Raw genomic sequence first — 26,211 nt, forward strand, 5'->3', positions numbered from 1 at the left:
TCCGGGCTGGCACGTCGCCAGTCCGGTTACCGCCAGGTCAATGCCACAGGCAAGTTTCCCCCTGCTCACCTATCAGAGGCCCATCGTGAAAACTCTCTTCAGCCGTTTATCCGACGAGTCCGCCGTCACGGCGATCGAGTACGCGCTGCTGGCGGGCCTGATCGCGGCAGTGCTGGTGATCACGATCACCCTGCTCGGTGACCAGGTCAAGCTGCTGTTTGTCTACGTCAAGGACCAAGTGGTCCTGGCCCTGTCATGAATACCCTGCGCGCCTCGCTGCGCACCCACCGCGCCCTGCTGCTGATCGTGCTGCTGTATGCCGCCGCCGCGGCACTGCTGGCCGGCGGCCTGCCCAGCGCCTCGGACACCCTCAACGTACTGGCCGGCTTCCTCGTGGCCATCCTCACGGGCCCCGTCTTCATCCTGTGCGGCTACACCATCCATGTCATGGTGGTGAAACGCCCGCACCGCCTGTGCCACTATCTGTACCACGATCTGCGCCACTACCTGAGCAACGAGCGCCTGCTGCACGCGCTGCCGGCCATGCTGCTGATCCCCGTCTTCGCCTCCAGCTTCACCGTCTTCAAGGCCGCCATCCCCCGCCTGCATCCGTACACCTGGGATGCCAGCCTGTCCGCCTGGGACATGGCGCTGCATGGCGGCAAGGCCCCATGGGAAAGGCTGCAGCCGCTGCTGGGCCACCCGCTCATCACGGGCCTGCTCAACTTCAGTTACCACTTCTGGTTCTTCCTGTTCTACGCCATCCTGTACTGGCTCATCCTCGATACCCGCCGGCCGCTGCTGCGCATGCAGTTCCTGCTCAGCTTTGCGCTGACCTGGATCGCCCTGGGCAGCATCCTGGCCGTGCTGTTTGCCTCGGTCGGTCCCTGCTACTACGCCCACCTGCACGCCAGCGACCCGTATGCGCCGCTGATGGCCTACCTGCATGACGCCAACCAGCACGTCCCCGTCTGGGCCCTGCAAGTGCAGGACATGCTGTGGCAAGGCTATCAAAGCAAGGGCACGAATGGCGAACTGGGCATCTCCGCCATGCCCAGCATGCATGTGGCCACGGCCGTGCTGATGGCGATCATGGGCTGGAAAGTGAGCCGCGCCGCCGGGCTCGCCCTGTCCGCCTTCGCCGTGCTGATCCTGCTCGGCTCCATCCACCTGGGCTGGCACTATGCGCTCGACGGTTATGTGGGTGCGGCCGGCGCGGCGCTGGTGTGGCACCTGGTAGGACGCATGCTGGGCAGCCAGGCCGCAGCCCCTGCCATGAACCTGGCCACGGCGCCCTGCCTGAGCAAGGGAGGACTGACATCATGAGCGCCCACCTGCCCATGCTGCTGTGCCTGGCCGTGCTGGCCGCCCTGCTCGCCGCCGCGCTGTGGCACGACCTGCGCACGCGCCGCATCCCCAACCTGCTGGTGCTGTGGGGCACGCTGGCGGGGCTGATCCTGAACAGCTTCGTGCCATCCGGCGACGGCCTGTTCGACGCCTCCTTCGGCGGCCTGGGCCTGCTGCAGGCGCTGGCCGGCGCCGGCGCCGGACTGGCCCTGCTGCTGCCCATGTACCTGCTGCGTGCCCTCGGCGCCGGCGACGTCAAATTGATGGCCATGTGCGGCGCCTTCCTCGGTCCCGATGCGGTGCTGGAAGCGGCCCTGCTGACCTTCCTGTGCGGCGGCGTGCTGGCCCTGGCCGCCGCGCTGGCAGGCCGCCGCCTGCGCCTGGTGCTGCGCAACACCTATCACATGATGCTGGGCGCGCTGCTGCACAGCCTTGCCGGCGGCGCCGCCACGATCGCCGAGCCGCCGCCAGCCACCGGCAAGCTGGCCTACGCCTTCGCCATTGCCAGCGGCACCGCGCTGCAGGTGTTCCTGCAATACCACCATCTGTGGAGCCTGCGCTGAAACGCGCCGCTCCGACGACCAGCCACCACAGGACCCGACCATGCACACCCTCGCCACCCTCTGCCACTCGCGCCACGCCAGCCTGTTCACCAGCATCGCCATGGCTTGCCTGTGGACCTTCTTCGCCAGTGCCCACGTGGTGGGATTCCTGCAGGGCGGCGACTGGAGCTATTTGCTGTTCTGCGCCGCCGAAACCCTCGCCGCCCTGTTCTTCATCGTGCGCTCGGCCCCCGTCAGCGTCTCCACCGATGCGGGCGACTGGCTGCTGGCCATCGGCGCCACCTTCGCCCCCTTCCTGCTCTCGCCCGCCGACATGGCCATCTGGCCCGGCGCGCGCTACCTGCTGGCCCTCGGCAGCCTGCTGCAGATCGCCGGCCTGCTGTCGCTGAACCGCAGCTTCGGCCTGGTGGCGGCGCAGCGCGAAATCAAGACGGGCGGCGCCTACCGCGTGGTGCGCCATCCGCTGTATGCCAGCTACCTGATTTCCCTGAGCGGCTACCTGCTGGCCAATACCTCGCCCGTGAACGGCGTCGTGTACGTGCTGGCCATGCTGATGCTGGTAGCGCGTTTGCTGCGCGAAGAGCGCTTCCTGTCCACCGACGTGCGCTACCGCGTCTACATGCGGCAGGTGAAGTACCGCCTGCTGCCCTTCATTTTCTGATAACCGGCCACCCAAGCAAGAGGAGTAATTATCATGCCTGACACCTATCCAGAACGCAGCGACGGCGGCGGCATCGAGCCGGCGGCCAGGCGCGCGCCACGCACGGTCGAGGAAACGGGATTGCCCTTCCTGTTCCTGGTCGAACTGCTGGTCAAGATACTCTTCCTGCGCGGCCAGATCGGCCTGCCCGCCCTGTCGACGCACGTGAAACTGGGCGCCGGCGTACTCGAACCGCTGCTGACCTTCATGCGCGCCGAAAAGCTGTGCGAGGCACGCCGCAACGGCGGCAGCGGCACCGACGCCGACCTGTATTACCTGCTGGGCGACCAGGGCCGCCTGCGCGCCGCCGAATACATGCGCCGCAATGCCTACAGCGGTCCCGCCCCCGTCACCCTGGCCGACTACAGCAACCAGGTGCTGGCGCAAAGCGTGGCGGACATGCAGGTCACCCGCGACGACGTGCAGCGCGAATTTCGCGACGTGGTGGCCAGTTCGGCCGTGCTCGACCAGCTGGGCGCGGCCATGAATTCCGGGCGCGCCCTGTTCTTCCACGGCCCCGCCGGCAGCGGCAAGAGCTACCTGGCCGAGCGCCTGAACGGCCTGCTCAGCGGCGCCATCGCCCTGCCCCATGCCGTGATGGTCGACGGCGAAGTGCTGCCCTTCCTCGACCCCATGCTGCACACCCTGTCGCACGGCGGCTCCGTGCCGCCCGACCCGCGCTGGGTACGCGCCGAGCGTCCCGCCGTGCTGACGGGCGGCGAGCTGACGCTCGACATGCTGGACCTGCAATTCGACCAGGGTAACCGCCTGTACCAGGCGCCGCCGCACCTGAAGGCCAACAACGGCATCTTCATCATCGACGACCTGGGCCGCCAGCGCTGCTCGCCCGTGGAACTGATGAACCGCTGGATCGTGCCGATGGCGCGGCATATCGATTACCTGTCGCTGCACACGGGCTACAAATTCCCCGTGCCCTTCGACGTCATCGTCGTGTTCTCGTCGAACCTGGCGCCGCAGCATCTGGCCGACGACTCCTTCCTGCGCCGCATCGGCTACAAGATCCACGTGGGCCCCCTGAGCGCCTACCACTACCTGGCCGTGTTCCGCAGCACCTGCGCCCAGCTGGGCATCAATTTCGACGAAGCCTCCTACACCTACCTGCTGCACCTGCACAGCCAGTACCAGCGGCCCTTGCTGGCCTGCTATCCGCGCGACATCCTGGCGCAGGTGTGCGACCAGGCGCGCTATGAAGACCACGCGGCGCAGCTGAATCCGGAAGTGCTGCTGTGGGCATGGAAAAACTATTTCGGCAGCGATGACGACCTTGCAAGCACACATAACGGATCGGCAGCGGTCCAGCACAAAGGGGAAGCAAAATGAGAAACGCACGCGCTCTGACGATGATGGCCATTGCGGTCATCCTGGCGTTCGCCGCGGTCATCGTGGCCGCGCGCTGGATCAATGCCCAAGCCTCGGGCAACATCAACAAGGTGGCCGTGGCCCAGGTCGACATCAGCCTGGGCGCGCGCCTCACGCCCGACATGGTCCGCATGGTGGACTGGCCATCGAACGCGCTGCCGCCGGGCGCCGTCAACGATCCGAAACTGCTGGAAACGCGCGTCACGCGCACCAGCATCCAGCACGGCGAACCGATCATGGAAGGCAAGCTGGCGCCTCCCGGCACGCAAGGCGGCCTGTCGGCCGTCGTCGCCGAGGGCAAGCGCGCCATGACCGTGCGCGTCAACGATGTGGTGGGCGTGGCCGGCTTCGCCCTGCCCGGCAACTTCGTCGACATCCTCGTCAATACCCAGGGAGAAGGGGCGCGCAAGACACCGGACCGCGATCCGAACATATCCAAGATCGTGCTCGAACGCATCCTCGTGCTGGCCATCGCCCAGGAATCGAGCCGCGACGACACCAAGCCCAAGGTGGTCAACGCCGTGACCCTGGAGCTGACGCCGGAGCAGGCAGAAAAACTCGACCTGGCGCGCAGCGTGGGCACCCTGTCGCTGGTGCTGCGCAACCAGGTCGAGGACAAGCCCGTCAACACGGAAGGCGCCACCAAGTCCAGTTTGCTCGATGAAAAAGTCGCCATGGCAGCCCCCGCCGCCATGGTGCAAGCCAAGCCGCTCCCCCGCCGCCGTCCTGCCGCAGCAGCTGCGCCACAGGCCGGTCCACGCGTCGATGTCATCAAGGGGCTGGAACGCAGCTCCCAACAATTCTAACCTGCACCAGAGGAGCCTAGCCATGAGTACATATCGCACAGCAAGCGGCATCCGGGGCCTGCGCCTGGCGCTTGCCATCGCCGCCATCGGCGCCCTGGCGCCCCGGGCGCACGCCGAGCCAGTCGCCGCCACGACCGCTACCGCCGCCGCTGCCGAAACGGGCGCCGCCAGGAGCAGCCGGGCCGCCGTCCGTCCCAAGTCCACGCCGCCGCAAAGCGAATCGCGCGCCGGCCGCACCGAGATGGCGCCGCAAATGAGCCTGGCCGAAGGCAAATCGACCCTGGTGCGCCTGCCATTCGCCGCCAGCCGCATGTCCGTCGGCGATCCGCGCATCGCCGACGTGATCCTGCTCAACCCCACCGAGGTGTACCTGCTGGGGCGCTCCGTCGGCACCACCAACCTGATCTTGTGGAACAAGAGCAATGACGCCACCATCATCGACCTGGCCGTCGGTATCGACAGCAGCAGCCTGCAGGCACGCATGGCCGAGCTGCTGCCGAACGAAAAGATCCACGTCACGGTGGCAGGCGACACCCTGATCCTGTCGGGCATGGTCAGCGATGTCGTCAAGGCCGACCAGGCCCTGTCGCTGGCCAACGCCTATGTGCAGCGCAGCACCCGCAGCGGCGGCGCCACCTCCGGCGCAGCGCCGGCCGCAGGCGCCGCCGCTCCAGCCCCTGCGCCCGATGCGGGCATGCCGCGCGTGATCAACCTGCTGTCGATCGCCGCGCCGCAGCAGGTGATGCTGGAAGTGAAGGTGGCCGAAGTGTCGAAGGTGCTGGTCGACCAGCTGGGCGCCAGCCTGGGCATCAACAAGACCATCGGCAGCTGGTCGTATTCGCTGCTGTCCAGCCTGCTCAGCAACAATCCCAGCGGCTTGAGCGGCGCCAGCAAGAACAACTTCTTCAACCTCGACGCGCAAAAACGCGATGGCCTGATCAAGGTGCTGGCCGAACCGAACATCATGGCCATCAGCGGCCAGGAGGCGAGCTTCCTGGCCGGCGGCAAAATCTTCATCCCCGTCAGCCAGACCAACAATGGCGGCGTGCCCACCATCACCCTGGAAGAGAAGGAATTCGGCGTGGCCGTGAAATTCACGCCCACCGTGCTCGAAGGGGGACGCATCAACCTGAAGGTGGCGCCGGAAGTGTCGGACCTGAACAAGGACGGCATCGGCATCACCGCCACCGGCATCTCGGCCACCGCCGTCCTGCCTTCGTTTACGACGCGGCGCGCCACCACCACGGTGCAGCTGTTCGACGGCCAGAGCTTCGCCATCGGCGGCTTGATCAAGAACAACGTGACCAGCAATATCAAGGCCTTGCCAGGCCTGGGCGAAGTGCCCGTGCTGGGTGCCCTGTTCCGCAGCACGGACTTCCAGACGGACCGTTCGGAACTGGTCTTCATCATCACGCCGCACCTGGTCAAACCGCTGCCGGCCGACTACAAGCTGCCCACCGACGGCTACATCCAGCCGACGCGCGGCGACATGTTCATGCAGGGAAAAATGGAAGGCAGCGCCCCTGCGCCCGCCCCCGCAGCGCCAGCAGCCCCCATGCAGCCGCAAGCGGCCGCGCCCCAGCCTGCCGCCGGCTTCGACCTCAAATAGGAGAACACCATGAAAACCGCTCATTGCCTGCCTTGCGCCGCCCTGGTATGCCTGCTGGCCGGCTGCACCGCCACCACCACGCCCGTGCTCGATTCGCACTTCGGCGAATCGGTGGCCCTGCTCAAGGCCCAGCAGATCATGTATCCGGACGCCTACCGCAATACCAACCCCGTCAGCGGCATCGACGGCAAGGCCGGCGCCAGCGCCTACCAGCGCTACCAGAAATCGTTCGCGGCGCCGGACCCGCAACCGAATGTCTTCACCATCGGCGTGGGCGGACGCCAGTAGGCGCCGGTCCCGCGATGCACTTCCCCCAGGCCACCAGGAGACAGCCATGAACACCGCATTCCGCAGGCACGACAAGCAGCAGGGCGCGATCGCCATCGTGCTGGGGCTGACCCTGGTGGTACTGTTTGCCATGGGCGGCCTGGTGCTGGACCTGGGCCACCTGTACATCGCCAAGACGGAGCTGCAGAACGGCGCCGACAGCTCGGCGCTGGCAGGCGCCGTGGAACTCGATCAAAGCGCCGCCGGCATCGACAATGCGCAGACGAAGGCCATCGCCATCGCGCAAAAGAACCGCTACGATTTTTCCACCACCCTGACCATCACGGCCGCCAACATCAGCTTCGGCCCCAGCCCGGACGGGCCATGGTCGTCCGGCGCCAGCGCCCGCACCAGCCCCCAGGGCCAGACCTTCATCCGCGTCGACACGGGCAGCAAGACCTTCGCCACCTACCTGATGGGCATCGCCGGCATCGCCAGCACCAGCGCCTCGGGCGTGGCGGTGGCGGGCCGCTTCGTCAACGACGTCACGCCGATCGGCGTGTGCGCCGTCGATCCGGCCAACAAGACGGCGCAATACACGTATCCGGCCGCACCGGCCGGCACGGGCCTGACGGAACTGCTGGAATTCGGCTTTCGCCGCGGCGTCACCTACAACCTGTTCGGTCTCAATCCGCTGGGCGGCTCGTCCGATCCCTACCTGATCAACCCCGTCGACGCGCCCCCTGGCGCCTGCGACGCGTCGCATGCCAGCGCCAATTCCACCGCGCCGTTCATGTGCACGGGCAGCAGCGCCGTCGTCAGCAGCGGCTCGGGCAAGGTCTACACGAACACGGGCTTGAGCGCCGGCAAGATCGCAGCCGCCCTCAATTCGCGCTTCGACGATTATTCCTCGCCTTCCGTGTGCGACCCCGCCACGGCGCCGCCCGATACCAACATCAAGGAATATCCATGCAAGGGCGGCGGATCGCCCTGCGTCGCCAGCGCCGCCAACTCGCCGCCCACCGGCTGGATGGAACCGGGCGCCAGCACCTTGCCCAGCCAGCAATCGGTCAGCCTGTCCGGCAACAAGCCGAACTACCGCCTGCCGCCGGCCTTCACGACGCCCGTGACGGCGGCCCAGGCGCAGTTCGCCGGCTACGGCGTGCTGTGGTCCTACGGCCCCGCCTACCAAAGCAATGGCGCCACCCCGGCCAAAGCCGGCACGGCCTACAGCGTCGCGGACGCCAACGCCAATCCCATGTACAGCACGGCCAAGGCGAACTACTTCGACACGGCCAGCTACCCCGTCAGTCCCGGTGCAAGCTTTCCTGCCAGTACGCCGCCTTCGCCGTACAACCAGACCAGCGGCCCCACGTTCCAGGCGCCCTCGGCAGCCCATCCGGGCCGCAACAACCGGCGCATCCTCAACGTGGTGCTGGTCGACTGCCGCACGGCGCCCGTGGGACCGGCCTCGTGCGGCGCCATGGATGCCGTGGGCATCGGCAAATTCTTCATGACGATGAAGGCCGATTTCAGCGGCGGCGCGCGCCTCGACGTCGAGTTCGCGGGCCTGATCGAGCCCGTGCCGAATTCCGAAATCAAACTCTACAAGTGAGGCGGCCATGCGCATCCCCCATTCCCCCCTCAGGCAGCGCGGCGGCGCCGCCGTCGAATTCGGCATCGTGCTGGCCCTGCTGGTCACCCTGCTGGCCGGTATCTTCGGCTTCGGCCGCGCCTTCTGGTACTACGACGCGCTGACCAAGGCCACGCGCGACGCGGCGCGCAACATGTCCGTCAAGGCCAAGGCGAGCATCTCCTCGCAGGGCGTGCCGGCAGCCAGGCAGACGGTGGTCGATGCGGCCGTCAGCGCCGGCATCAGCGGCTTCACCACGGCCAACGTGACGGTCACCTGCCTGGACGCGAGCTTCAACGACAGCAGCTGCACCGATGGCACGGCGCCGGGCGGCATCCGCGTCGAAGTCGTCAACTACACGCTGTCGGTGGGCCAGTACCTGCCCTTCGTCATCGGCGCGGCCAGCAGCTATGCCACGCCGCTGTCGCCGCGCACCACCATGCGCTACATGCTGTAAGGAGAACGCCATGCGCCACCGCCTTCCGCTTGCACCCCGGGCCGGCCGCCAGCACGGCGCCGCCGCCGTCGAATTCGCCCTGGTGGCGCTGCTGTTTTTCACCCTGCTGTTCGGCATCCTCGAATTTGGCCGCATGCTGTACCTGTACAACACGGTGCAGGAAGTGAGCCGCCGCGCCGCGCGCGAAGCGGTGGTGCGCTGGATCGACCAGACCGACGCCGTCAAGACGCTGGCCCTGTTCGGCGGCACGGCCCTGCCGGCCGCCCCGGAACTGACGGCCGCCAACATCACCATCAGCTACCTGAACAAGAGCGGCGCCGAAGTGACCTCGCCGCCCACCGATCCCGGCGACAACCTGTCGGCCTGCGGCGACAACACGCGCACGGCCAGCTGCATCGACAGCGTGCGCGTGTCGATCGACAACGTCAGCTATACGCCGATGGTCAGCCTGTTCGGTTTTCTCAATATTGCCGTGCCCGCCTCGGTGGTGGTCATGCACGCCGAAAGCCTGGGCTTCCAGATCAACTGAACGCCTTTACCAGGAGTACCACGTGAATATCGTCATCGTCTCGAAAAATGAAGCCCAGCTCAAGCGGCTCACCCGCCTGCTGCGCGAACGCAGCGCGGCCGACCGCGTCGCGCTGCTGGCGAGCATACCGGATGTCTTCGACAACGGCGTCACGCCGGACTTGCTGCTGCTGGAGCAGGAGCAGACGGGCGAAGCGGAGCTGGAACAGCTGGAACTGCTGGGCGGGCGCCATCCGAACCTGGCCATCATCGTGCAATGTACGCAGCAAAGTCCGCAATTCCTGCTGCGCTCGATGCGCGCCGGCGTGCGCGAAGTGCTGCAGCCGGACGACGACGCAGCCCTGTGCGCCGCCTTGCGCCGCATCGAGGAAAAACTGCAAAAACAGGTCACGCGCAAGGGCCAGGTACTGGCCTTCGTCTCGTGCAAGGGCGGCAGCGGCGCCACCTTCATCGCCGCCAACCTCGGCTACGCGCTGGCCGCCGGCGAGCAGCGCAAGGTGGCGCTGTTCGACCTGAACCTGCAGTTCGGCGACGCCGCCCTGTTCGTCTCGGACCACAAGCCGGCCACCACCCTGTCGCAGCTGTCGCAGCAGATCGTGCGCCTCGACGCCTCGCTGCTCAGCGCCAGCATGATCCAGATCACGCCCGCCTACAGCGTGCTGGCGGCCGCCGACGACCCCGCCCATGCGGCCGATGTCGAAGCCGACCATATCGACCGTTTGCTGACCCTGGCGCGCAGCCAGTACGACTACATCCTGCTCGACGTGGGACGCGGCCTCGACCCCGTCAGCGTGCGCGCGCTGGACCGGGCCGACCTGATCTTCCCCGTGCTGCAGGCAACGCTGCCGTATGTGCGCGACGGCAAGCGCCTGCTCGACGTGTTCCGCGGCCTGGGCTACCGCGAAGACAAGATCCGCCTGATCCTGAACCGCTATGCCAGCAGCGACAACATCCGCGTGGCCGACCTGGAAGCGGCGTACGGCAAGCACGTCTACAAATCCATCCCCAACCACTACGAGGCGGTGGCGGCCTCCGTCAGCCAGGGCGTGCCCATCCTCAAGCTGGCGTCGCACAATCCCGTCTCGCGCGCCCTGCAGGAACTGGCCGCCAGCCTGGCCGGCGAGACCCCGCCCGCCGCGCAAGGCTGGGTTTCGCGGCTGCTGGCGCGCGCTTGATTCCCTACAGCGCGCCTGATACCCCCTATTTACCGGAGACCAACCATGACTGCCGAAAAACTCACCCTGCGGGACCGCCTGGGCTATGCCCAGGATGACGCCAGCCTGAATGACGATGCCGCGCACCAGGGCGCATCGAGCCAGAGCTACCAGCAACTCAAGCACCGCACCCACCAGGCGCTGCTCGACCGCGTCGACCTGGAGGGCATGCAGCGCCTGTCGCGCGAACAGATCCGCGAAGAGCTGAAAATCCTCGTCAGCGACGTGCTCACGGAAGACAATGTGGTGATCAACGAGCTGGAACGGCGCTCGCTGATCCGCGACATCCAGGACGAGGTGCTGGGCTTCGGCCCGCTCGAACCGCTGCTGGCCGATCCCGGCGTGTCCGATATCCTCGTCAACACCTACCGCCAGGTGTATGTCGAACGCCATGGCCGCCTGGAGCTGAGCGACGTCTGCTTCACCGACGACGCCCACCTGATGAAAATCATCGACAAGATCGTCTCGCGCGTGGGCCGGCGCATCGATGAATCGAGCCCCATGGTCGATGCGCGCCTGCCCGACGGTTCGCGCGTCAACGCCATCATTCCGCCGCTGGCCATCGACGGTCCCGTGATGTCGATCCGCCGCTTCTCGGCCCAGCCCCTGCGCCTGGCCGACCTGATGCTCAAGCACAGCCTGACGGAGGAAATGAGCACCACCCTGCAGGCGCTGGGCAAGGCCAAGGTCAACATCCTGATCTCGGGCGGCACGGGCAGCGGCAAGACCACCATGCTCAATGCGATTTCCGGCTTCATCAGCACGGCCGAACGCATCGTCACCATCGAGGACGCGGCCGAACTGCAGATGCAGCAGCCGCACGTGGTGCGCCTGGAAACGCGGCCCGCGAACATCGAGGGCAAGGGCGAAGTGACGCAGCGGGCGCTGGTGCGTAACGCGCTGCGCATGCGTCCCGACCGCATCATCCTGGGCGAGGTGCGCGGCGCCGAGGCGCTCGACATGCTGGGCGCCATGAACACGGGCCACGAAGGCTCGATGGCCACCATCCACGCCAACACCCCGCGCGACGCGCTGACGCGGCTGGAAAACATGATCAGCATGGCCTCGGCGGGCCTGCCCGTGAAAGCCATGCGCCAGCAGATCAGTTCCGCCATCAGCGTGGTGGTGCAGGTGGCGCGCCTGACGGACGGCAAGCGCAAGATCATTTCGATCCAGGAAATCACGGGCATGGAAGGCGAGATGATCACCATGCAGGAAATCTTCACCTTCCGCCAGACGGGCATCGGCGAGGACGGCACGGTGCAGGGGCATTTCCATGCCAGCGGCGTGCGGCCGCATTTCCTGGAACGCCTGCGCGCCTTCGGCATCAGCCTGCCGGAAACCCTGTTCGATCCCGCCCGCCAGTACCATTAAGGGGAGCATCATGGACTATCTCTATTACGTATTCGCCATCCTCACCTTCATCGCCGTGGTGCTGCTGATCGAGGGACTGTACCTGGCGTGGAACACGTCGCGCGGCCCGGAAGCGGAACGGGTCGCGCGCCGCCTGCGCATCATGTCGGCCGGCGCGCATGGCGACGCGGGCAGTTCGATGATCAAGAAGCGCCTGCTGAGCGACACCCCGGCCCTACAGCGCGTGCTGCTCAGCGTGCCCCGCGTGCATGCGCTCGACCGCCTGCTGGAACAGTCGGGCCTGAGCTGGAGCGTGGCCAGCTTCGCCGGCGTGATGCTGGCCTCGGCCGGCGCGGCGTTTTTGCTGCTCAGCTACTTCGCCGTGCCGTGGCTGCTGCGCCTGCCCCTGGTGGCCGGCGCGGCCCTGCTGCCGCTGCTGGTGGTCTTGCGCGCCAAGGCCAAGCGCCTGCAGCGCATCGAGCAGCAATTGCCCGATGCGCTGGACCTGATGGCGCGCGCCCTGCGCGCCGGCCACGCCTTTCCCACCGCCCTGAAAATGGTCGGCGATGAAATGAACGCGCCGCTGGCCGTGGAATTTCGCGCCACCTTCGACGAAGTCAATTTCGGCATCGCCATGCAGGATGCCCTGATGAACCTGGCCACGCGCGTGCCCAGCACGGACTTGCGCTACTTCGTCATCGCCGTGCTGATCCAGCGCGAAACGGGCGGCAACCTGGCCGAACTGCTCGACAGCATCAGCCGCATCATCCGCGAGCGCATCAAGCTGCTGGGACAGGTGCGCGTGCTGTCGGCCGAAGGCCGGCTGTCGGCCTGGATCCTGTCGCTGCTGCCCTTCGGCGCGGCGGCCATGATCCACCTGACCAATCCGCAGTTCCTGGAAATGCTGTTCGTCGACCCGGGCGGACGCAAGATGCTCGTCGGCGCCCTGCTGCTGATGGTGTGCGGCGTCCTGGTCATGCGCAGTATCATCCGCATCCGTGTCTGAGCCCGCAAGGAGAATCCTCATGAACCCCGTCCATTTCGCCTTCCTCGCCCTGCTTTTCATTGCCGTCTTCGGCACCGTGCTGGTGGCCATGCGCAGCTTTGCACCCGATCCCTTGCGCCAGCGCATGGACAACGCCACCGGCAAGAGCGCGGCGGCGCCTGGCGCCTCATCGGCGCCCAGCCCCTGGCTGGCGCGCATGGTGCGCCTGAGCGGCCCCCTGGCCAAACTGTCGCTTCCCGACCAGGGCTGGGAAGGCTCCGTGATGCGCCGGCGCTTCATGAATGCCGGCTTGCGCCAGGCGTCGGCGCCCATCCTGTTCTTTTCCGCCAAGACCATGCTGGCCATCGGCCTGCCCCTGCTGCTGTTCCTGGGACTGAGCGCCTCTGGCAGCCAGATGGCGGGCAAGGCATTGCTGTTCTGGCTGCTGATCGTCGCCGCCATCGGCTACTACCTGCCCAATATTGTCCTGGCGCATATGATCAAGCGGCGCCAGCGCGATATCTTCGAAAGCTTTCCCGATGCGCTGGACTTGATGACGGTGTGCGTGGAAGCGGGCTTGGCCATGGATGCGGCGCTGGCCAGGGTAGCGTCCGAAATCGCCCTGAAAAGCACCGTGCTGGCCGAGGAACTCCACCTGGTGATGCTGGAACTACGCGCCGGCAACACCAAGGAGCGGGCGCTGCGCAACCTGGCGCTGCGCACGGGCGTCGAGGATGTCGACGCGCTGGTGGCCATGCTGATCCAGGCCGAGCGCTTCGGCACCAGCATCGCCGCCTCGCTGCGCGTGCAGTCAGATCAGCTGCGCACCAAGCGCCGCCAGATGGCCGAGGAAGAAGCGGCGAAGATCGCCCTCAAGCTGCTGTTTCCGCTGATCTTTTTCATCTTCCCGTCGCTGCTGGTCGTCCTGATGGGACCAGCCTTCCTGCAAATTTACCGCGTGCTCCTGCCCAGCATGGGCAGCGGCAACTGACCGGAGAACCGCCATGTCACAGCACACCACCCTGATGCTCATGCTCGCCTGCGCCGGCCTGCTGCCCGCCTGCGGCCACCTGCCCGGCCCGGCCAGCCAGGGCAGTCACGCTGCGCCACCCCAGGCGCGCATCGATGACAGCCCGACCACCCGCACCGCCGCGTTCTGCAAGCTGGGCAAGCGCCTGCAGGAACTGGGCGATCAGCGCGCGGCGTTGGCGGCGTACCGCGAAGCCCTGCTGCTGACACCCGACTCGGCCGATGCGCGCAATGGCGCCGCCGTGCTGCACGCGCAGATGGGCCAACTGGAAACGGCCCGCACCATGCTGCAGGCGCTGGCACAGGAGGCGCCGACGGCCAGGACCTACAACAACCTCGGCTACGTGCTGTACCTGCAGGGAGAGTATGCCCAGGCGGCCAGCGTGCTGCGCCAGTCGCTGCAGCTCGACAACGGCCAGCAACCGGCGCGCGCCAACCTGGAACTGGCCATCGCGGCGCTGGCGCGCAGCATCGGCACGGTCGATGTGGCCGATGCGGGCGATGCCGCCACGCAGTCCCTCGCGCCCGACCTGGCGCCAGCGGCGCCTGCCAGCCGCCTGCAACTGACGCAATTGCAGCCGAATATCTTCGCGCTGAGCTGGCGCGATGCTCCCGTGGCGGCGCGCGCCGCCTTGCCAGCCCTGGCAAAAACGGTGGCGCCGGCGGCGCCGCTGCCACGGCTGGAAGTCATCAACGGCAATGGCGAAACGGGGATGGCGGCGCGCATGCGCGGCATGCTGGGCGGCATGGGCATCAGCGTGCTGCGGCTGGGCAACCAGCGGCCATACGGCGTCCAGGCCAGCAGCATCGTCTACCGTCCCGGCCACGCCGAGGCAGCGGCCGCCTTGGCCCTGGCATTGGGCGGCATGCCGCAACTGCAGGCGGCCGGCGATAACGGCATCGGCACGGGCGCCGACCTGCGTTTATTGCTGGGCAAGGATGCGGCAGCCAGCCTGCGCGCGCCGGATGCGCGCCTGGCATCGAACACGGCACTGTGACTGCGGCGTCAGCGTGGCAGCAGGCGGCGGTCGGCGGGATCGAGCAGGAAGCCCTGCAGGATCTCCTGCAGTTGCGGCAGCTTCGCCACGTAGGCGGGGATGCCCAGCTGGCGCGCGCCGAAGTAGTGGGCGATGAGGTCGCCCTGCTGTTCCATGGTGTAGTCGGACAGGACGCCGCCCGCCTGCGCGTCGTAGCGGTAGGCGCGCTGCCGGATGTAGCCGCCGCACAGCGCCAGCAACACACCATGCAGCAGCACGCTGTAGCCGAGCTGGTATTGCCACACATGCACCATCTCGTGGATGAAGAACAGCTTGCCGCCATTGCCTTCGCGGGAAAAATCGTCGCGGTACTGGGCCGGCATGAAGTGCAGGCTGCCGCGCGGCGTCATCGCCGTGTTCTGGTCCTGCAAGCCGAATGGTAGAAAGGAGCCGCGCACGACGCGTACGCGCGCGTAGTCGATGGCGCCCTGGAAGACGCTGCGGGCCATGGCGGTTTCGCCGATGGTGAGGGGACGGCGCAAGACGCGCATAAGAAGAGGGGAAGAAAGCGCGGCAGGCATGCAAGCCTGCCGCATTATCAAAGCGTCAAGTTCCTGACAGAAGCGTAGCGAGCGGCAGCGATTTGTGGCCAAGAAGCGCAACCGTGCTGGAGCACGGTGAGCATCGCAGGCCGCAAAGGGCGACGCGCAGTAGCTTATGTCAGGTACGACTAAACCGAGCGCAGGCCGCTGGCCGCTTTCGCGATTTCCGTGATGCGGTCCCAGTTACCGGCCGCGATCGCGTCTTTCGGCGTCAGCCACGAACCGCCCACGCAGGCAACGTTCTTGCACGCCAGGAACTGCGATGCCGTCTCTTGCGAGATGCCGCCCGTCGGGCAGAACGTGATGTCCGGCAGCGGGCCGTAGATGGCGTTGAGCATGCCGATGCCGCCCGCCGGCACGGCCGGGAACAGTTTCAGCTGCTGGAAGCCGTTTTCGCGCGCCGCCATCACTTCGCCGGGCGTCATCACGCCTGGCAGCAAGGGCAAGCCGCTGCTTTTCGCCGCCGCCACCAGCGCGGACGTCAGGCCTGGCGAGACGCCGAAGACGGCGCCTGCGTCGCGTGCCTGCGCGAATTCCTCGGGACGGGTCAGGGTGCCCACGCCGACGATGGCGCCCGGCACTTCCGACATGGCGCGGATCGCTTCCAGGCCGTGCTTGGTGCGCAGGGTCACTTCCAGCACGCGGATGCCGCCCGCCACCAGCGCGCGCGCCAGCGGTACGGCGTGTTCAGGATCGTCGATCGCAATCACGGGGATCACGCTCGAGGTGCGCATAATTTCCAGTAGTGTCATGGTCATCTCTTATTTCCTAGCCAAAAAGTCTTCATCGGAACCCGGTACGGTGTCACCGACATTGTCGGCGTCGTGCAAGGCGACGGTGGTGGGAATCGGCGACGGCAGGCCGAAGGTGGTGGCACCCTCTTCCGCCGCGCTGACGGTGGAACGGAACATGGAAAACAGCTCGCGGCCCATGCCGATGTGGTTCGGCGACAGGTCGGCAGTGACCAGCGAACGGGCATGCCAGACGTCGGCCGGCACCAGCGCTTCGAGCACGCCCGTGAAGGCGTCGAGGCGGATGATGTCGCCGTCGCGCACCAGGCCCAGCGGGCCGCCGGCGAGGATTTCAGGCGATACGTGGATGGCGGCCGGCACCTTGCCCGACGCGCCCGACATGCGGCCATCGGTGACCAGCGCCACGTGGCGGCCCGCATCCTGCAGGTTGGCCAGCGCCGGCGTCAGCGCATGCAGTTCCGGCATGCCGTTGGCGCGCGGACCCTGGAAGCGCAGCACGGCGACAAAGTCGCGGTCCAGCGATCCCGCCTTGTAGGCGGCCATGAAATCTTCCTGCGAATTGAACACCAGCGCAGGCGCTTGCACCGTGCGGTGCTGCGGCTTGACGGCCGACACTTTCATCACGGCGCGGCCCAGGTTACCCGCGACCAATACCATGCCACCGTCCGGCGCGAACGGGTTCGAAGCCGGGCGCAGCACATTTTCGTCGGCGCTGGCAGCCGGTGCATCTTTCCAGAAGACCTTGCCGTCTTCGCCCAGGAACGGCTCCATGCAGTGCGCGCGCAAGCCATGGCCCAGGATGGTGTTGACGTCTTCGTGCAGCAAGCCCGCGTCCAGCAGTTCGCGGATCAGGTAACCCGTGCCGCCGGCCGCGTGGAAATGGTTCACGTCGGCGTCGCCGTTCGGGTAGATGCGCGTGAGCATCGGCACGATGGCCGACAGCTCGTTGAAATCGTTCCAGTCGATGACGATGCCGGCCGCCTTGGCGATGGCCACCAGGTGCAAGGTATGGTTGGTCGAACCGCCCGTGGCCAGCAAGCCCACGACGGCGTTGACGATACATTTCTCGTCGACAATATGGCCGACCGGCAAGTAATTGGCGCTTTGCGCCGTAATGCCGGCGGCGCGCTGGGCGGCAGCGGCGGTCAGCGCATCGCGCAGCGGCGTATTCGGCGTGATGAAGGCAGCGCCCGGCAAATGCAGGCCCATCACTTCCATCAGCATCTGGTTGCTGTTCGCCGTACCGTAGAAGGTACAGGTACCTGCGCCGTGGTAGGCTTTCGACTCGCCTTCGAGCAAGTCTTCACGCGTGGCCTTGCCTTGCGCATACAGCTGGCGCACCTTGGCTTTTTCCTGGTTCGACAGGCCCGACGTCATCGGACCGGCCGGCACGAAGACGGCCGGCAAGTGGCCGAAGTGCAGCGCGCCGATCAACAGGCCCGGCACGATCTTGTCGCACACGCCCAGGTACAGGGCCGAGTCGAACATATTGTGCGACAGCGCCACGGCCGTCGACATGGCGATGGTGTCGCGCGAGAACAGCGACAGTTCCATGCCCGGCTGGCCTTGCGTCACGCCATCGCACATGGCAGGCACGCCGCCGGCGAACTGGGCGACAGCACCCACTTCGCGCACGGCTTGCTTGATAATCTGCGGGAAGCCTTCAAACGGCTGGTGCGCCGACAGCATGTCGTTGTACGAGGAAACGATCGCCACGGACGGCTTCTTGTATTCCTTCAGCGACAGCTTGTCGTTGGCGGGAAAGGCGGCAAAGCCGTGCGCCAGGTTGGTGCACGACAGGGCGCCGCGCTGCACGCCCTGGATGCGGGCCGCATCCAGATGCGCCAGATAGGCGCCGCGCGATGGCCGGCTGCGCGCGATGATGCGCGCTGTTACGGATTCGACTACTGGATGCAGCGCCATATGGATTTCCTTAAAAATGAGTATTTCGTGAAATTTTACTACAAAATGACGAAGAAGAAGCACTCTTGCATGGGCCAACAACACAAATAAGCCACGGATTGCGGCGTATCAAAGCAAACCCGGTCAATATCGCGTATCAGCACCGGCCAACTCCTCTCTTGTATACCACTGGCGCAATCGCTAAAAAAAGCACAACAAAATCAGCTTCACATCACAAACTGTAGTGAAATTACGTTTTTCTGATGTATTATTCTCACATCAACGCCGGATCCGCAGTTCGCCACCCCGAACGCGCCGCGCTCCTTTCAACCGAGACAAGCACCCAAGCCGACCGCCATGCGCCAGCCAGCACCTACTCCTGCCATCACCGCCACCGCCAGTTTCCAGTCCCTGCAAGCGCACAGCGCCAGCCTGCGCGACGTGCATCTGCGCCAGTTGTTCGCGGCCGACCCCGCGCGCTTTGCCAGCATGACGGTGGATGCGGCCGGCCTGCTGCTCGATTACTCGAAGAACCGGATCGACGCCACCGCCATGGGCCTGCTGATGGACCTGGCCCGCGAGCGCGGCGTGGAAGCGCAGCGCGAAGCCATGTTCACTGGCGAGAAAATCAATCTTACCGAACATCGGGCCGTTCTGCATACCGCCTTGCGCGCGCCACGCGGCACAAAGCTGGTGGTCGATGGCCAGGATATCGATGCCGACGTGCAAGATGTGCTGCAACGCGTCAAGGCGTTTACGGACAAGGTGCGCAATGGCAGCTGGCTCGGCTACACGGGCAAGCCGATTTGCGACATCGTCAACATCGGCATCGGCGGCTCGGACCTGGGCCCGAAAATGGCGTGCCTGGCGCTGCGCTCCTACGCCAACCCGGGCCTGGAAATGCACTTTGTTTCCAACGTCGACGGGCACGACATGGAAGCAACCCTGTCGAAAGTCGACCCGGAAACGACGCTGTTCATCGTCGCCTCGAAAACCTTCGTTACGGCTGAAACCATGCTCAACGCCAACACGGCGCGCGCCTGGTTCCTGCTCGAAGGCGAAGAACGCGACTTGGCCAAGCATTTTGTGGCTGTCTCGACCAACACGCAAGCCATCGTCGACTTCGGCATTTCGCCGGACAACATGTTCCCGTTCTGGGACTGGGTCGGCGGCCGCTATTCCGTCTGGTCGTCGATCGGCCTGGCCGTGGCGCTGTCCGTCGGCTTTGAATACTTCAGCGATTTCCTCGCCGGCGCGCATGCGATGGACCAGCACTTCCGCCAGGCCCCGCTGGAACAGAACATGCCCGTGGTGCTGGCCATGGTGGGCTTCTGGAACCGCCAGTTCCTCGATTGCGGCTCCGTTTCCATCGCGCCGTACCACCAGGACTTGAGCCGCTTTGCTGCCTATCTGCAACAGTTGGACATGGAAAGCAACGGCAAGCGCGTCACCAAGGATGGCGTGCCCGTCGACGTACCGACCGGCCCCGTCATCTGGGGCGATTGCGGCACGAATGCGCAGCACGCGTATTTCCAGCTGCTGCACCAGGGCACCGACATCACGCCCATCGACTTCATCGCCGCCCTGCGCGCCACGCACGATTTGCCGGGCCATCACGACGCCCTGCTGGCGAACTGCTTCGCCCAGTCGGAAGCCTTCATGACGGGCAAGACGGGCGAGGAAGTGCGTCTTGACTTGCAGGCGCAAGGCTTGCCGGACAGCGAGATCGAAGCGCTGGTGCCGCACAAGACCTTCCCCGGCAACCGCCCCAGCAATACCATTTTGATGGACCAGCTGACCCCGACCACCCTGGGCGCCCTGATCGCGCTGTACGAACACAAGACCTTCGTGCAGGGCGTCTTGTGGAACGTCAACAGTTTTGATCAGTGGGGCGTGGAACTGGGCAAGGTGCTGGCCAAGAAAATCCAGGCCGAACTGACGGGTGAAGCCCGTCCCGACCATCACGACAGCTCGACCAATGGCTTGATTGCCCTGGCGAAAGCCGCCAAGGCGGCGTATTAACTTAATTGAGGTTTATGAACATTTACGAAATCAAAGTAGTCAGCGACAAAGCCATGCAAGTGGGCGAATGCCCGCTATGGCATGGCAAGGAAGCGGCCCTGTACTGGGTCGACATCGATGGCCGCGCCGTGCACCGCCTGCACCCCGCCAGCGGCAAGCATGAACAGTGGAGCATGCCGACGGAACCGTCGGCGCTGGCCATCAACGCGGGCGGCGGCCTGATCGTGGCCTTGCGCAGCGGCTTTGCCCACCTCGACACGAAGACGGGCAGCCTGGCGGAAATCGCCCCGGCGCCGTTCGACATGGCCACCACGCGCTTCAACGATGGCAAGGTCGATCCTGCCGGACGTTTCTGGGTCGGCACGATTTTTGAGCCGCGCAACGCTGATGCGGCAGAAATGTTCGTGCTGGAAAAGGGCAATGTGCGCAAGGTCTGGTCGGGCGGCATGACCGTATCGAACGGCCTGGGCTTTTCCCCGGACAAGCGCACCATGTACCACTCGGATACCACCACGCACCGCATCGACCGCTTCGATTTCGACGCGACGAGTGGAGCCATTTCCGCGCCGCAACCATTCCAGCGTTTTTCCACGGACAAGAAAGCCTTTGATTACGGCGGGCGCCCCGATGGCGCGGCCGTCGACAGCGAAGGCAATTACTGGTCGGCCATGTTTGAAGGCGGCAAGATCTTGCGCTTCGCCCCCGATGGCCATCTGCTGGGCGAAATCGCCGTGCCCGTGCGCTGCCCCACCATGGTGACATTCGGCGGCCCGGACCTGCGCACCCTGTACATCACCAGCGCCAGCCATAACCGCTCGGCAGAGGAAATTGCCAACCACCCTTTGAGCGGCCACGTGCTGTCCGTGCGCGTGGACGTGGCGGGACAGCCGGAACACCTGTATCAGGCGTAATCGTTTGCCCGCATAAAAAAAGCGCCGGACCCTCGCGGGTACCGGCGCTTTTTCACATGCAAGCGCGCAAATCAGCGCGCCAGCACTTTACGGATCGTCTCCGCCAGTTCAGCCGCCACAAACTTGGCGACATAACCATCGGCGCCCACGCCCTTGACGTGGTCTTCGTTGGTCGACCCCGTCAGCGACGAGTGGATCACCACAGGGATGTTGGCGAAGCGGCCATCGTTCTTGATGTTGCGCGTCAGGGTAAAGCCATCCATTTCCGGCATTTCCAGGTCGGTCAGCACCAGCGCGACCTTGTCCTTCGCCGTCTTGCCTTCCGTGGCGGCCTGGGCCGAGATCGCCTGCAGGCGCTCCCACGCTTCCTTGCCCGTCTTGGTCATGATAAAAGGCACGCCCATCGCTTCGAGGCCCTTCTCGATCAGCGAACGGGCCAGCGAGGAATCGTCGGCCGCGAGGATCACGGCGCCGGCCGGCAAGCGCACTTGCGGGCCGATGCTGTTCTCGTCCACGTCCGGGTCGCCCGACGGCAGCACGTTGCGCAGGATTTGTTCCACGTCAAGCACTTGGGCCAGACGCGTCTTGTCCGTGTCGCCATCGAGGCGCGCGATGCTGGTGACGAGGCCGCCGCCGACGCTCGATTCGGCCGACAGCACCTGATTCCATTCCAGGCGCACGATTTCATCGACCTCTTCCACGGCAAACGCCTGTGTCGAGCGGGCAAATTCGGTCACCATCAGGATCTTCAAACCATTGCTCTTGCAGCCGACCGCCATCGGCAAATCGATCACAGGCACGATCTGGCCACGGATGTTGACCACGCCCAGCATGTGGGGGTGCGAACCGGCTACGGCCGTGATGGCCGGCATTTCCATGATTTCACGGACTTTGAACACATTGATGCCGAATAGTTCGCGGCTGGTCGAGTGATCACTGGTGCCCAGCTTGAACAGGAACAGTTCGAATTTGTTATTGCCTGTCAGGCTGGTGCGTTCATCGACATCTTGCTGCATTGAATTCATTGTGTCCCCTTGAGCCGTCTTGTAAAGTTAAGTCGCCTGCCCTGATGCTGCGGACAGTGCGGACTGCACGTCGCATGGACGTCGGATGGCGGGTTCGGGGCATGGCCGGCGCTAGCGGTGCAGTGTATATCGTACAATTTCTTACAACCAATAGTTGCTATCGATTCGAGCATGAATTATACGGTTTTTTACTTTCCTCAAAGCTACTTTACGCTGCCAACAGCGATCCTGACAGTATTTCTTGATTTGCTTGTTGCTACAGCGCAAATGATGATGGAGAGAATCGAAAATTTCCCTAGCAACCATGGTTGCTTTGAAAAGCCAATGAAAAGCAGGACGCTGCGCCGGCGCCGGCGAACGGCATATAATGGCCATGCCGGCATCGCTGGCATGCATACCGGGCAAAATGGCGACGGCAGCGGAGGGAATGTAGTAAAATTTCTTGCAATTGCCTGTTCTACGTAGTAAATTTACACCATCGATTATAGTAGCGACAGACTGGCACTTCCGGTCGGCTTCCTCCCCGCTCCGGCCCTTTTACTTTTGCGACGACACTCACTTATGGCACTTACCGATTTTGACCTGGTCCTGTTTGGCGGCAGCGGCGATTTAGCAATGCGCAAGTTGTTGCCTGCAATGTATGCGCGCGACGTCGCGAACGATTTGCCGCCGACGGCGCGCATCATCTGCGTGGGCCGTCAGGACAGCGGCCAGGATGCTTTCCTGAAAATGGTAGAGACCAACTCGCGTCCCCACATCAAGGCCAGCACCCTGAATGCCGCCACCTGGAGCAAATTCTGCGCGCGCATCGTGTATGTGTCGCTCAACGCCAGCGATGCGGCCACGTACGCGCCGCTGGTCGAAGCGCTGCGCGGCGATGCCGACCTGACGCGCGTGTACTACCTGGCGACGCCGCCGCATTTGTTCGCCCTCATCTGCGACAACCTGGAAGACAACGGCCTGGTGACGCCGAATTCGCGCGTGGTCCTGGAAAAACCGCTGGGCCGCGACCTGGCCAGCGCCAAGCAGATCAATGCCGAAGTGGGCAAGGTCTTCCAGGAATCGCAGATTTACCGCATCGACCATTACCTGGGCAAGGAAACCGTGCAGAACTTGCTGGCCCTGCGCTTCGGCAACATCCTGTTCGAACCGCTGTGGCGCCGCGAATGGATTTCCGACGTGCAGATCACCATCGCCGAAAAGCTGGGCGTGGGCAACCGCATGGGTTACTACGACACCTCGGGCGCGCTGCGCGACATGCTGCAAAACCACTTGCTGCAACTGCTGTGCATCGTCGCCATGGAACCGCCGACCTCGATCGCGCCGGACGCCGTGCGCGATGAAAAACTGCAAGTGTTGCGCTCGCTGAAAAAATTCACGCCCACCACCCTGGCGCAGAACATCGTGCGCGGCCAGTACCGCGCCGGCCACGTCGATGGCGCCACCGTGCCGAGCTACCGCGACGAGCCGGACGCGCCGGAACACTCGCGCACCGAAACCTTCGTTGCCCTGAAGGCGGAAATCGACACCTGGCGCTGGGCCGGCGTACCGTTCTACCTGCGCACGGGCAAGCGCATGGCCGACAGCCTGGCCGAGATCGTCGTGCGTTTCAAGCAGATTCCGCACTCGATCTTCAACCAGCCAACGTCCAGCTTCCAGCCGAACTGCCTGGTGATCCGCTTGCAGCCGGACGAAGGCTTGCGCATGAACCTGATGGCGAAAACCCCGGGCGACGGCATGCGTCTGAAACCGGCGGAACTGGAACTCGATTTCCGCGAATCGTTCAAGACCCCGCGCATGGATGCCTACGAGCGCCTGCTGCTCGACGTCCTGCGCGGCCAGCTGACCCTGTTCATGCGCGGCGACGAACTGGAAGCGGCGTGGGAATGGGTCGAACCGATTCTCGACAACTGGGAACAGAACGACAGCGCGCCGATTCCCTACACGGCCGGCACCTGGGGCCCCGCGGCCGCCAGCGCCCTGATCGGCCGCGATGGCTTGCAGTGGCGTGAAGAGGCGCTTCCTGAAGACTAGTTTGGAAGCGCAAGGAGTCTGGCCTTGCAAGGCCAGACCGTTACGCAGGCGTGGAGCGGTGCTCCACGAATTCCCTGCTTCACCGTTGCCAGTCCCCGAGTTCCCGAAAACTAACCCAGAAGATTACCCTGATGCTGCTTGACTCCATCCGCACCCAACTCGATTCGCTCTCCAAGTCGGAGAAGAAGGTCGCGCTGGCCGTGCTTGACCAGCCGAACCAGACGGTCAGCCAGAACATCACGGCGCTGGCGAAAAGCGCACAGGTGTCGGAACCGACCGTGGTGCGCTTTTGCCGCACCCTGGGCTACGACGGCTGGCATGAATTCAAGCTGAAGCTGGCGCAGGGTCTGGCCCTGGCCATGCCGGGCGCGAACGAGCAGCCGGCGCAGGACGACCTGGCGGCCGACCTGGTGAATAAAATCTGCAGCCGCTCGATCAACACCCTGCTCGACCTGCGCAACAACCTGAACCCGGAAGCGATCCAGCGCGCGCTCGACATCCTGTCGCGCGCCAGCAAGATCGAATTCTATGGCCAGGGCACGTCGGGCATCGTGGCGGCCGACGCGCAGCACAAGTTCTTCCGCTCGGGCGTGCCGACGGTGGCTTACAGCGACCCGAACATCCACAGCATCGCCGCAGCCCTGCTGCGCGGCGGCGACTGCCTGGTGGCGATCTCGCAGCGCGGCAACAGCCCCGCCCTGGTCCGCTCCGTGAAACTGGCGCGCCGCGGCGGCGCCGACGTCGTCGTGCTGGCCCCGTCCGGCACGCCGCTGGCCGACCTGGCGACCGTGCTGATCCCGATAGACCTGGTCTTCAACACCGACCCCTACACCCCGATTTCCGCCCGCCTGGCCTACCTGGTGGTGATCGACGTGCTGGCCGTGGGCCTGGCCCTGCAACGGGGGCCGGAGTTCCGCAAGAAGATGCAGAACGCGCAGAAGGCGCTGCAGGAATTCGACATGCAGTTCGACTCCTTCATCGGCTGATCCCCCCATCGGCTCCAGCCTCGCTGGAGCCTCTGCTTTGCGCGACAGGCATCAAGGCATATCAGCCGGTTTTCCGGAATGAAGAATAGGATGAATTTTACTATCGCCATCCACATTTGACACAACCACTCTCACCTCGTCATTTTCAAAAAAATGCATATAGATATCTCCTGGCCTATCATATTTTTCCACTTCCACCATTTTTTCTTTAATAATATGCTGTAGTCCATCCGGCATATCCCACCGCACCCGCACCATCATTCTGGGATACCACACTCTCGGGATAGAGGCGCAACAGATTTCTGCTCCTCCCGCCCCCCATCTCGCCATATCCGCGCCTCCGGCTCCATCCACCGACGCGGAGTAAATAAAATTCCCGGTATGGTTCACAATACCCACCTGCGCCGTCGCGGTAGGACTTGGGCGGGCTTCCTCGACCTGCCTGGCCTTGAGGGCACAGCCGCTCAGCAGCAGGGCAGTGCCAAGATAAATAATCCATTTCATAATTTTCACCTTGCAAAAAATGCCACGTGGTTTTTCTACTTCACTGCCACATACGGCAATAAAAATAGGGGACTGCCCACGCTTGAATGCCTCAAGAAAAAGTGATGGGAATCGGCCCAGAAAAGAAATTTTTATCGATCATCCTATCAAGGAAGATTGGCAGGCTTTCCAGAATGAAGAATAGGATGGTTTTTACTATCGCCGTCCACATTTGACACAACCACTCTCACCCCGTCATCGGGGAAGAAATGCATATAGATATCCCCAGGCTCATCGTATTTTTCCACTGCCACCATTTTTTCTTTGACAATATGCGTATGCTCTTCCGGCATATCCCACCGCACTAGAACCATCATCCCCGCATACCATACCCGCGGGATGGATGCGCAGCAAACCTCGGCTCCTCCCGCTCCCCATCTGGCCATATTGGCGCCTCCTGCCCCATCCACCGATGCGGAGTAAATGTACTTCCCCGTATGGTTGACGATGCCCACCTGCGCCATCGCGGTAGGACTTGGACCGGCTTGCTCAAGCTGCCTGCCCTTGAACGCACAGCCGCTCAGCAGCAAGGCAGTGCCAAGATAAATAATCCATTTCATGATTTTCCTTTCGGCTCCAGCCGTGC

The 26,211-nt window shown here is 64.7% G+C and carries 27 protein-coding genes; 21 read left to right on the forward strand and 6 right to left on the reverse strand.

The features are described 5' to 3' along the window. Positions 1–85 precede the first annotated feature (85 nt). Genes OX460_RS10670 through OX460_RS10745 form a run of 16 tightly spaced genes read left to right on the forward strand, consistent with a single transcriptional unit; the run spans position 86 to position 14,869 of the window. Positions 86–259 (forward strand): Flp family type IVb pilin, encoded by a 174-nt coding sequence (locus OX460_RS10670; protein ID WP_077407717.1) that lies wholly within the window; start codon positions 86–88, stop codon positions 257–259. Beyond that, positions 256–1,326 carry a phosphatase PAP2 family protein gene (locus tag OX460_RS10675; RefSeq protein ID WP_289898623.1) on the forward strand — a complete coding sequence of 357 codons (1,071 nt, stop codon included), beginning with the start codon at positions 256–258 and terminating at the stop codon, positions 1,324–1,326. Before OX460_RS10670 ends, OX460_RS10675 begins: the two co-directional genes overlap by 4 nt. Next, positions 1,323–1,910 carry an A24 family peptidase gene (locus tag OX460_RS10680; protein ID WP_289898624.1) on the forward strand — a complete coding sequence of 196 codons (588 nt, stop codon included), beginning with the start codon at positions 1,323–1,325 and terminating at the stop codon, positions 1,908–1,910. The genes OX460_RS10675 and OX460_RS10680 overlap by 4 nt, the downstream gene beginning before the upstream one ends. Before the next feature lie 40 nt (positions 1,911–1,950). Continuing rightward, complete coding sequence (locus tag OX460_RS10685; RefSeq protein WP_251350348.1) at positions 1,951–2,571, forward strand: methyltransferase; 621 nt, start codon at positions 1,951–1,953, stop codon at positions 2,569–2,571. A gap of 33 nt (positions 2,572–2,604) precedes the next feature. Next, a complete protein-coding gene (locus tag OX460_RS10690) occupies positions 2,605–3,951 on the forward strand; it encodes an ATP-binding protein (RefSeq protein ID WP_289898625.1) in 1,347 nt (448 codons plus the stop codon). Next, a complete protein-coding gene (cpaB, locus tag OX460_RS10695; RefSeq protein WP_099666909.1) occupies positions 3,948–4,796 on the forward strand; it encodes a Flp pilus assembly protein CpaB in 849 nt (282 codons plus the stop codon). Before OX460_RS10690 ends, cpaB begins: the two co-directional genes overlap by 4 nt. Positions 4,797–4,818: 22 nt before the next feature. Beyond that, positions 4,819–6,405 carry a type II and III secretion system protein family protein gene (locus OX460_RS10700; protein WP_099666908.1) on the forward strand — a complete coding sequence of 529 codons (1,587 nt, stop codon included), beginning with the start codon at positions 4,819–4,821 and terminating at the stop codon, positions 6,403–6,405. A gap of 9 nt (positions 6,406–6,414) precedes the next feature. After that, entirely contained in the window at positions 6,415–6,693 is a 279-nt protein-coding gene (locus OX460_RS10705) for a pilus assembly protein (protein WP_099666907.1), read from the forward strand. 46 nt (positions 6,694–6,739) lie between these two features. Next, on the forward strand, positions 6,740–8,287 hold the full coding sequence (locus OX460_RS10710; RefSeq protein WP_289898627.1) for a TadE/TadG family type IV pilus assembly protein: 1,548 nt from the start codon (positions 6,740–6,742) through the stop codon (positions 8,285–8,287). Positions 8,288–8,294: 7 nt separating this feature from the next. After that, a complete protein-coding gene (locus OX460_RS10715; RefSeq protein WP_289898628.1) occupies positions 8,295–8,762 on the forward strand; it encodes a TadE/TadG family type IV pilus assembly protein in 468 nt (155 codons plus the stop codon). Between the two features lie 10 nt (positions 8,763–8,772). After that, complete coding sequence (locus OX460_RS10720; protein WP_099666904.1) at positions 8,773–9,291, forward strand: TadE family protein; 519 nt, start codon at positions 8,773–8,775, stop codon at positions 9,289–9,291. A 22-nt stretch (positions 9,292–9,313) separates the two neighbouring features. Continuing rightward, positions 9,314–10,465 carry an AAA family ATPase gene (locus tag OX460_RS10725; RefSeq protein WP_099666903.1) on the forward strand — a complete coding sequence of 384 codons (1,152 nt, stop codon included), beginning with the start codon at positions 9,314–9,316 and terminating at the stop codon, positions 10,463–10,465. A 45-nt stretch (positions 10,466–10,510) separates the two neighbouring features. Next, positions 10,511–11,878, forward strand: a complete 1,368-nt coding sequence (locus OX460_RS10730) for a CpaF family protein (RefSeq protein ID WP_099379045.1) — start codon at positions 10,511–10,513, stop codon at positions 11,876–11,878. A gap of 10 nt (positions 11,879–11,888) precedes the next feature. Next, entirely contained in the window at positions 11,889–12,863 is a 975-nt protein-coding gene (locus OX460_RS10735) for a type II secretion system F family protein (protein WP_099666902.1), read from the forward strand. Between the two features lie 19 nt (positions 12,864–12,882). Further along, complete coding sequence (locus OX460_RS10740) at positions 12,883–13,833, forward strand: type II secretion system F family protein (RefSeq protein ID WP_289898629.1); 951 nt, start codon at positions 12,883–12,885, stop codon at positions 13,831–13,833. Between the two features lie 13 nt (positions 13,834–13,846). Then, a complete protein-coding gene (locus OX460_RS10745) occupies positions 13,847–14,869 on the forward strand; it encodes a LytR C-terminal domain-containing protein (protein ID WP_289898630.1) in 1,023 nt (340 codons plus the stop codon). An 8-nt stretch (positions 14,870–14,877) separates the two neighbouring features. Here OX460_RS10745 and OX460_RS10750 read toward each other — a convergent pair whose 3' ends face one another. The 3 genes from OX460_RS10750 to edd form a co-directional block, all read right to left on the reverse strand. Beyond that, positions 14,878–15,390, reverse strand: coding sequence for a Rhs element Vgr protein (locus tag OX460_RS10750; RefSeq protein ID WP_289898631.1), 513 nt, complete (start codon positions 15,388–15,390; stop codon positions 14,878–14,880). Between the two features lie 188 nt (positions 15,391–15,578). Continuing rightward, a complete protein-coding gene (gene eda / locus OX460_RS10755) occupies positions 15,579–16,208 on the reverse strand; it encodes a bifunctional 4-hydroxy-2-oxoglutarate aldolase/2-dehydro-3-deoxy-phosphogluconate aldolase (protein ID WP_035821279.1) in 630 nt (209 codons plus the stop codon). Between the two features lie 3 nt (positions 16,209–16,211). Further along, positions 16,212–18,125 (reverse strand): phosphogluconate dehydratase, encoded by a 1,914-nt coding sequence (edd, locus tag OX460_RS10760; protein ID WP_289898632.1) that lies wholly within the window; start codon positions 18,123–18,125, stop codon positions 16,212–16,214. Positions 18,126–18,461: 336 nt separating this feature from the next. Between edd and pgi the strand changes: the two genes are divergently transcribed. Both pgi and OX460_RS10770 read left to right on the forward strand, forming a co-directional pair. Then, positions 18,462–20,126 carry a glucose-6-phosphate isomerase gene (gene pgi, locus OX460_RS10765; RefSeq protein WP_289898633.1) on the forward strand — a complete coding sequence of 555 codons (1,665 nt, stop codon included), beginning with the start codon at positions 18,462–18,464 and terminating at the stop codon, positions 20,124–20,126. 14 nt (positions 20,127–20,140) lie between these two features. Next, on the forward strand, positions 20,141–21,037 hold the full coding sequence (locus OX460_RS10770) for an SMP-30/gluconolactonase/LRE family protein (RefSeq protein ID WP_289898634.1): 897 nt from the start codon (positions 20,141–20,143) through the stop codon (positions 21,035–21,037). A 71-nt stretch (positions 21,038–21,108) separates the two neighbouring features. On the opposite strand, the gene OX460_RS10775 is transcribed toward OX460_RS10770, so the two are convergent. Next, a complete protein-coding gene (locus OX460_RS10775) occupies positions 21,109–22,062 on the reverse strand; it encodes a chemotaxis protein (RefSeq protein WP_070281275.1) in 954 nt (317 codons plus the stop codon). Positions 22,063–22,233: 171 nt separating this feature from the next. Between OX460_RS10775 and OX460_RS10780 the strand changes: the two genes are divergently transcribed. The 3 genes from OX460_RS10780 to OX460_RS10790 all read left to right on the forward strand — a co-directional run bounded on the left by OX460_RS10780 (position 22,234) and on the right by OX460_RS10790 (position 25,082). Beyond that, positions 22,234–22,527 carry a hypothetical protein gene (locus OX460_RS10780; RefSeq protein ID WP_289898635.1) on the forward strand — a complete coding sequence of 98 codons (294 nt, stop codon included), beginning with the start codon at positions 22,234–22,236 and terminating at the stop codon, positions 22,525–22,527. Between the two features lie 96 nt (positions 22,528–22,623). Then, entirely contained in the window at positions 22,624–24,096 is a 1,473-nt protein-coding gene (zwf, locus tag OX460_RS10785; protein WP_034750861.1) for a glucose-6-phosphate dehydrogenase, read from the forward strand. 131 nt (positions 24,097–24,227) lie between these two features. After that, positions 24,228–25,082, forward strand: coding sequence for an SIS domain-containing protein (locus OX460_RS10790; RefSeq protein WP_034750862.1), 855 nt, complete (start codon positions 24,228–24,230; stop codon positions 25,080–25,082). Between the two features lie 51 nt (positions 25,083–25,133). On the opposite strand, the gene OX460_RS10795 is transcribed toward OX460_RS10790, so the two are convergent. Both OX460_RS10795 and OX460_RS10800 read right to left on the reverse strand, forming a co-directional pair. Next, on the reverse strand, positions 25,134–25,586 hold the full coding sequence (locus OX460_RS10795) for a DUF3304 domain-containing protein (protein WP_099666894.1): 453 nt from the start codon (positions 25,584–25,586) through the stop codon (positions 25,134–25,136). Positions 25,587–25,732: 146 nt separating this feature from the next. After that, positions 25,733–26,185 (reverse strand): DUF3304 domain-containing protein, encoded by a 453-nt coding sequence (locus tag OX460_RS10800; protein ID WP_289898636.1) that lies wholly within the window; start codon positions 26,183–26,185, stop codon positions 25,733–25,735. Positions 26,186–26,211 lie beyond the last annotated feature (26 nt).

The sequence above is a fragment of the Janthinobacterium sp. SUN033 genome (assembly GCF_030397595.1).
GTDB lineage: Bacteria > Pseudomonadota > Gammaproteobacteria > Burkholderiales > Burkholderiaceae_D > Janthinobacterium > Janthinobacterium kumbetense.

Bases quoted from the DNA above. Each gene is read 5' to 3' on its own strand.
- OX460_RS10735 (WP_099666902.1), top strand. From the start codon at position 11,889: ATGGACTATCTCTATTACGTATTCGCCATCCTCACCTTCATCGCCGTG.
- OX460_RS10715 (WP_289898628.1), top strand. From the start codon at position 8,295: ATGCGCATCCCCCATTCCCCCCTCAGGCAGCGCGGCGGCGCCGCCGTC.
- OX460_RS10740 (WP_289898629.1), top strand. From the start codon at position 12,883: ATGAACCCCGTCCATTTCGCCTTCCTCGCCCTGCTTTTCATTGCCGTC.
- OX460_RS10775 (WP_070281275.1), bottom strand. From the start codon at position 22,062: ATGAATTCAATGCAGCAAGATGTCGATGAACGCACCAGCCTGACAGGC.
- OX460_RS10790 (WP_034750862.1), top strand. From the start codon at position 24,228: ATGCTGCTTGACTCCATCCGCACCCAACTCGATTCGCTCTCCAAGTCG.
- OX460_RS10780 (WP_289898635.1), top strand. From the start codon at position 22,234: ATGAATTATACGGTTTTTTACTTTCCTCAAAGCTACTTTACGCTGCCA.
- OX460_RS10800 (WP_289898636.1), bottom strand. From the start codon at position 26,185: ATGAAATGGATTATTTATCTTGGCACTGCCTTGCTGCTGAGCGGCTGT.
- edd (WP_289898632.1), bottom strand. From the start codon at position 18,125: ATGGCGCTGCATCCAGTAGTCGAATCCGTAACAGCGCGCATCATCGCG.
- OX460_RS10680 (WP_289898624.1), top strand. From the start codon at position 1,323: ATGAGCGCCCACCTGCCCATGCTGCTGTGCCTGGCCGTGCTGGCCGCC.
- OX460_RS10710 (WP_289898627.1), top strand. From the start codon at position 6,740: ATGAACACCGCATTCCGCAGGCACGACAAGCAGCAGGGCGCGATCGCC.
- OX460_RS10700 (WP_099666908.1), top strand. From the start codon at position 4,819: ATGAGTACATATCGCACAGCAAGCGGCATCCGGGGCCTGCGCCTGGCG.
- eda (WP_035821279.1), bottom strand. From the start codon at position 16,208: ATGACCATGACACTACTGGAAATTATGCGCACCTCGAGCGTGATCCCC.
- OX460_RS10795 (WP_099666894.1), bottom strand. From the start codon at position 25,586: ATGAAATGGATTATTTATCTTGGCACTGCCCTGCTGCTGAGCGGCTGT.
- pgi (WP_289898633.1), top strand. From the start codon at position 18,462: ATGCGCCAGCCAGCACCTACTCCTGCCATCACCGCCACCGCCAGTTTC.
- zwf (WP_034750861.1), top strand. From the start codon at position 22,624: ATGGCACTTACCGATTTTGACCTGGTCCTGTTTGGCGGCAGCGGCGAT.
- OX460_RS10720 (WP_099666904.1), top strand. From the start codon at position 8,773: ATGCGCCACCGCCTTCCGCTTGCACCCCGGGCCGGCCGCCAGCACGGC.
- OX460_RS10770 (WP_289898634.1), top strand. From the start codon at position 20,141: ATGAACATTTACGAAATCAAAGTAGTCAGCGACAAAGCCATGCAAGTG.
- OX460_RS10690 (WP_289898625.1), top strand. From the start codon at position 2,605: ATGCCTGACACCTATCCAGAACGCAGCGACGGCGGCGGCATCGAGCCG.
- OX460_RS10730 (WP_099379045.1), top strand. From the start codon at position 10,511: ATGACTGCCGAAAAACTCACCCTGCGGGACCGCCTGGGCTATGCCCAG.
- cpaB (WP_099666909.1), top strand. From the start codon at position 3,948: ATGAGAAACGCACGCGCTCTGACGATGATGGCCATTGCGGTCATCCTG.
- OX460_RS10705 (WP_099666907.1), top strand. From the start codon at position 6,415: ATGAAAACCGCTCATTGCCTGCCTTGCGCCGCCCTGGTATGCCTGCTG.
- OX460_RS10685 (WP_251350348.1), top strand. From the start codon at position 1,951: ATGCACACCCTCGCCACCCTCTGCCACTCGCGCCACGCCAGCCTGTTC.
- OX460_RS10745 (WP_289898630.1), top strand. From the start codon at position 13,847: ATGTCACAGCACACCACCCTGATGCTCATGCTCGCCTGCGCCGGCCTG.
- OX460_RS10675 (WP_289898623.1), top strand. From the start codon at position 256: ATGAATACCCTGCGCGCCTCGCTGCGCACCCACCGCGCCCTGCTGCTG.